Source organism: Pedobacter sp. 05L430 (assembly GCF_056397585.1).
On sequence record NZ_JBFTNT010000270.1, the window covers coordinates 1 to 5,852 of the forward strand.

The 5,852-nt window shown below is 36.9% G+C and carries 6 protein-coding genes; all 6 read right to left on the reverse strand.

The features are described from left to right. Nucleotides 1-1,267, reverse strand: a 1,267-nt coding sequence (locus AC1DG9_RS22140; RefSeq protein ID WP_477635247.1) for a hypothetical protein, incomplete at its 3' end; no start/stop codon positions are given. A 5-nt stretch (nt 1,268-1,272) separates the two neighbouring features. Beyond that, entirely contained in the window at nt 1,273-2,049 is a 777-nt protein-coding gene (locus tag AC1DG9_RS22145; RefSeq protein WP_172660668.1) for a GLPGLI family protein, read from the reverse strand. A gap of 151 nt (nt 2,050-2,200) precedes the next feature. Continuing rightward, nucleotides 2,201-2,467: a hypothetical protein gene (locus AC1DG9_RS22150; RefSeq protein WP_172660669.1), complete on the reverse strand. Its 267-nt coding sequence runs from the start codon at nt 2,465-2,467 to the stop codon at nt 2,201-2,203. A gap of 499 nt (nt 2,468-2,966) precedes the next feature. Further along, a complete protein-coding gene (locus tag AC1DG9_RS22155) occupies nt 2,967-3,911 on the reverse strand; it encodes a nitrilase family protein (RefSeq protein ID WP_337715371.1) in 945 nt (314 codons plus the stop codon). A 99-nt stretch (nt 3,912-4,010) separates the two neighbouring features. Then, a complete protein-coding gene (locus AC1DG9_RS22160) occupies nt 4,011-4,817 on the reverse strand; it encodes an AraC family transcriptional regulator (RefSeq protein ID WP_337715373.1) in 807 nt (268 codons plus the stop codon). Between the two features lie 487 nt (nt 4,818-5,304). Next, nucleotides 5,305-5,852: helix-turn-helix domain-containing protein (locus AC1DG9_RS22165; protein WP_477635248.1), on the reverse strand; the 548-nt coding region annotated here is incomplete at its 5' end.

Here is a 5,852-nt window from a genome sequence, read left to right on the forward strand (position 1 = left end):
GACTTTGATTGACCAGATTTTCAGTTTCAGCATTAAAAAAGGAAGTATCCAGAGAGGCGTAAGTTGAGGGTTTAAAAGTATAGGATATGGCAGAGGATAAGCGAGAAGCCCTGCCAATTCTTTGTTGTACACCCAACTCTATTTGATAATTCTTGTCGTTAGAAGACCTTGTTTCCCGGTCTTCGGTAGTTATAGGTTCTGGGCCAAGGAAAATTTGCGTGTTAGATCGTTCATMAGAAAGCTTATTGCGGATTGCATAAGCACCGAATGTAAGTTTAAGGTTTTTATTAGCATGGCTCACAGCAGAAAGACTTCCTGAAAGCGTGTTATTAAGACGAAAGTTATTGTTGTCGAATGGGTTAGTATCTCCTATAGCATGATTAATTAACTTGCCGTTTGAGTTGTTGTATGCTGTTTTACTATTAAGGCTTAACAAATCTTCCTGGTATTTGCCCGTATTGTTATTGCTTATGTAAGAGAAGGCCTTAATTCTTTTGTATAGAGAAACCACATTGGCAGACACATCGTTTCTTTTATTGATGCCAACCGCCAGATCTGCACTCCCTAAAATACTTTTATTGTTTTTTAATTTAAGATTTAAGACAACCTCATCAGAGCTTATTATTCCATTCAATAGGTCATCTTCGATATAATTCTCTATTGCTTGTACCTGTTCTACAAGCTGGGGTTTCAAATTTTGGGTTATGGTTTTATAATTCTCACCCGTCATATCGTCCCCCTCTAATAAAACCTTGGTGATTTTTTGTTGGTTATAAGTGATCGTGCCATCTTTACTTACAGACATGCCTGGCATTTTTCTGATCACACTTTCAATGTTCTTATCCTCCGCGGTTGTTAATTTAGCTACGTTAAAACTGGTCGTATCATTATGAATTGCTACAGTCGGTTTTTCAGCCTTAATGTTTATTTGCTCTAATTGTTTTGGGTCATCAAGTAATTCGAAGTTATGACTAATTACATTGCCGTTAAAGGTACTCGATTCTAATTTTAGTGTATCGGTTTTTAGACCGATGTAACTGGCTATTAAGTATATAAATTTCGCACCGCCTAAATTCGCTTCTAAAACGAAGAGCCCATTGGTATTGCTGTTTGTATAAGAAAGGATAGTACTGTCTGCTGTTTTTAACTGCAAAGTTGCATATGCAAGCGGCTGCCCGCCAGTAGTAACCTTACCATTTAAAGTTAATTTTTGCCCGAAACCGGCAAAAGATATTAAAATAAATAAGAGTGAAAATACAAATTTCAAAACAACTAAAGTTTTTCCATTTTGGGCGGTAAAGTTACTGTGAAAGACGAGCTTCCCCCACTGCTATTCTGCTGCTCACTTGCCCTCGATAGCGCTGCATTTTGGGCAACACGTTTTTTATAAGCTGCAATAAAATAGGCATGGCTTACAGCCTTCTCTTTTGAATAAGAAAAGGGAATACTGATTATTTTGGGGTCGAATACTGCTTTTAGATTAATGCCGGTAAGTTCATAATTATATTTCCCTTCTAAATCTTTTGCAACAATGATTAAACCGGGCAGTCCGCAGAACTTCCATGGTCCATTTGGTACAGAAATGGCGTCGGTAAACCAAACTTCAAATTGACGCCCTCTAAAGTTGGTAGTTGCCCGTGTACAGCTATAGTTTAATATTTTTTTCTTTTCCTTAGTTATTGTCCACTTAAAATTAGCCAGTGTATCCTTAATCAAATAAATATTACGCTCTATAAAGTCTGAAAGTTGAAGTTCATTTTTGCTGAAATCTTTGTAAACAAATATGGGCTTGCTATTTTTCAGAACTTTCGTTTCCACGAAACTATTATCTCCGTCTGCTACTATGGTGTTAGATAAATTTTTAGGTAGGTTTATCTCAATAGACTTGTTTCCGGAAAAATAAACTATACTGTTTATCTCTGTAGCGCTACTGACACCATCGTTTTTTGTTAACTTATAATTTATCGTTCCTTTAACTTGTGCGCTTATATTAAACGTTAAAAAGCACAATATAAAAGCAAAGCTTAGAGTCGATTTGTTTTGATACATAAATTGTAAGGATATGAGAGGTGGGTATAATTTAAAAAAGATGAGTTCTCCTTTTACAAAGCAGCACTCATCTTTTTGTTTTCAAACAGTAGAATAAAGCCTAAATACGTTTTATAATAAGGGTAATTAAACCGTTAAGGTTTCTTGGGGCTTAATAAACGTGAATAGGGCTTGATGGGTCGTCATTTACCGCTGCCTCTACGGCATTTTGACGTGCTCTTGCAGCATCCATTGCGGCTCCGCAGGTTGCACCACTACCATAGTAAGTATAAGAGCCGTAAACAGAACCATCTGGATACACATAAGTTACCGTAAGTGCTGCGTTACACTGCTTAGCAGCAGCAGTAGAAATTAAAGGAGAAGCGAATGTAGCAATGCCGATTAAGCACAACGCTACGAAAGAAGAGGTTTTTTTCATAGAAATAGATTGAGGATTAATTTTTCAATAATAATTTACACTTATCATGCCAAACGAGCAGCTTTAAAAGATAATGGCATTTTTAACCCTCAAAAAAAGAAATAAAGTTGGCAAGTACTGATTAGATAATACTGATAGCGCTCAGGTATTTGTATGTTAAATTATACATCCCTGTCAAATAAATGTATTAAATTTTTAAGTAAACACGCTTACTCGTATCCTTATTAGAAGCTGATGCAACTACGATGTAGCAATGCAGCTCTTCGCCAATATAGACTCGAAGAATTTAATCCCAGTATCCAGTTAGACACCACATTATGGTTCGGCAGTGCTTGCTTCAGTATCAACTTCGATACTTCTCCGATATATCTTCTTAGCAACTTTGATGCACGTCCGTTCTGAGATGAAGATACACCGAAGTTGCTAAGACGTTGATACGAATTTGATACTGAAACAGTCCAGAAGCAAGTCAGAAGCATCCCAGAAGCAAAGCAAGGATTCACTTCAGCCATGAAACTTTATGCTCACTTTTATGTTTTTTACCTATGACGTCCGCATATAGCGCCGGTCTTCTGGCCATAATATATCTTGAGCCACCCGCATCGGTAAGTTTTTCAGGATCTAGTTCCGCCACTGAAATTTCATTATCTAAAGATCTGCATTCCGCTATGATCTCACCAAACGGATCCAAAATCATGGAACAACCATTTTTCAACTGATCGTCGTCCATTCCAATAGGATTTGAAAATACCGCGTAAACAGCATTATCATAGGCTCTTGCAGGCAACCACTTCATCAACCATTTCCTGCCTTTATCACCATCAAATTCTTTCCTCAGTAACTGGACGTTCGCATTTTTGTCCCTCCACAGGCTAGCGTCAACAAATCCCGCCCCTGGTCTGCTTGATGGTGTACACATCGTTACATGTGGCATAAAAATCACCTGAGCTCCTAAAAGTCTTGTTGCTCTTACATTCTCAATAATGTTATTATCGTAGCAAATTAAAATCCCACATTTCCAGCCTTGCAATTCAAATACAGTATAGGCAGACCCCGGCTTGATATAGGGATTAATGAACGGGTGTAACTTGCGGTGACTAGAGATTAAGCCGTTTCCATCTACACATACATATGCTTTATAGAGTTCATTATTTTCATCTTTCTCAAATAGACCTGCGAGAATAACAATTCCATATTTCTTTGCAAATCCAATGAGAGCAGCTACGCTCGGTCCATTTGGTATGCTTTCACTAAGCACTAACATTTGCTCATAGCTAAGGTTCCTTGCAAACGTATAACCTGTAATCGAACATTCATGAAAACTAATAACATCAGCCCCATCCTTTGCTGCCTGTTCGGAAAGCTGTTCAATCATTTTAAGATTATACTCCTTGTCGCCACTTTTGTTTTCAAATTGCGCAGTAGCTATTTTTATTTTTTTCATGACACAAAATTATCCCTCGGCCTTCAACAATGATTGGAAAATTCCGACAACCATATACATATAACTAAAAACTATATTGATGGAAATGAAGATTCAGCCCTAAAACCGCATAAAATTAATTGCAAGCTTATTGACATTTAACCTGTATTCCATCGGTGTAATACCGGTCATTGTCTTGAAATAATTGTTCAGGTGAGATTGATCATAATAACCAGCTTTATAAACCGCAGTAGTCAATTTGCTTTCTGCAGAAAGATCTCTGAAGATCTTTAAAAAGTGCTGGAAACGAATTACATTCATGAACTTTTTTGGTGAAACACCAATCTGCCTACGATAGAGTCTTTCCAGCTGTCGCTCACTCATTTGTAGTTCCTTCAGCAAGTTTTCCATTCTAATAAGCCCCTCATGTTTATTGATGATTTCAAGGCTAAAAAGCAGATCAGGATTCAAACCGTTGCTTTTTTGGAAACGCTCAAGGAGAAAGCTTTCTATGGTGTCAATTACCTCATGAAGACTTTTACTTTTCGCCGCCTTTCGTTCAAACGGAATCGCCTCAGCTCCGATAAGATCAGTGGGAAGAAATATCCCATCATTTAGCTCATCAGCAGACATCCCAAATAATAAATTAAGTGCAAATGGGCGTAATACAACAACCAACAAAGCCATTTGACCCTGAATTTTAAGATCTCTATAGGCAGACATTTGGCCATAAATAAACATCGATGGCAATTGATCTCCAAATGGATAATCACTCGTGCTGATCAGCATATTTTTAGTCAGCGGAACGACTATGCCTGGTTGTCCGTCAGAAAACAAACGATATGTCATCTCCTCCAACTCATTGGTATGCAATAATAAATAATGCCTGATAAATGGCACTAGCTTTTTACTCGGTTCAAACTGCATTTTACTTAATCTATAAAAATAAGTTTATTCCATCTCTTTTGTAAAGATAACATGATTGAACCATACTTCACCACCCGAGATCGAACTGTAAAATCTTCTTTTCTGTGCAATGGAGGCACATTACAAAATATAAAACCAAAAACCCCTCTCTAAGTGCTTTAGAGAGGGGTTTGTACCGTGGAATAGGAATACTTTGAACATATGGAACGCTTTTTATCGCTCATTGAGCCRATAATTGATTGATTTAGAAAAAAAGAGATGATTATATGCAGGCTCTTTTCATCAATAACTAGCTTCAACAATTAGACTTATTTATTTGATCCCTATGTGAGCCTTTTACTATGAGATTAGTCTACTGCAACCACCACATTTTCATTCGTTTCCACTTTATCATTAACTTCAGTTTTTTAGCTGGCAGTTCTCGGGCCACCCTCTAAATTAGCAATACTAATGCTCAATTCCCCAAAATCAAATGGTTTTACCGTCTTTAATTAAATGAATGTCTGAACTCCAAAGGCGAAACATTTGTCTTTGTCTTGAAAAGTTTACTAAACGATTGTGAATGTTCAAAGCCCAATTCATAAGCAATTTCCGAAACGGAAAGATTTGTAGTTGATAATTTTTCTTTAGCTTTTTCTATGATTGCGTTCTGAATGTATTGTTGTGTGTTAAGCCCTGTCAATGAACTCAACATGTCACTCAAATAGCGTTGCGATAGCTTTAATTCTGTACTGATGTATTTCACTGATGGCAAGCCATTTTTCAGACTGTTTTCTTCTCCAAAATAGCTGTTTAAAAGTTCGTCCAAAGAAGTTATGATGTCGTGATTGATTGCTTTCCTCGTGATAAATTGCCTGTTGTAAAAACGATTGCTATAATTCAATAACAATTCTATTTGCGACACCAAAACATCCTGGCTGAAACTGTCAATATTGTTGTCTAATTCATTGGCTATTGTAGCAAATAAATTGGCTATAATTTCTTTTTCTTTTGCTGATAGAAATAAGGCCTCTGAAACATCGTAAGAGAAAAAGC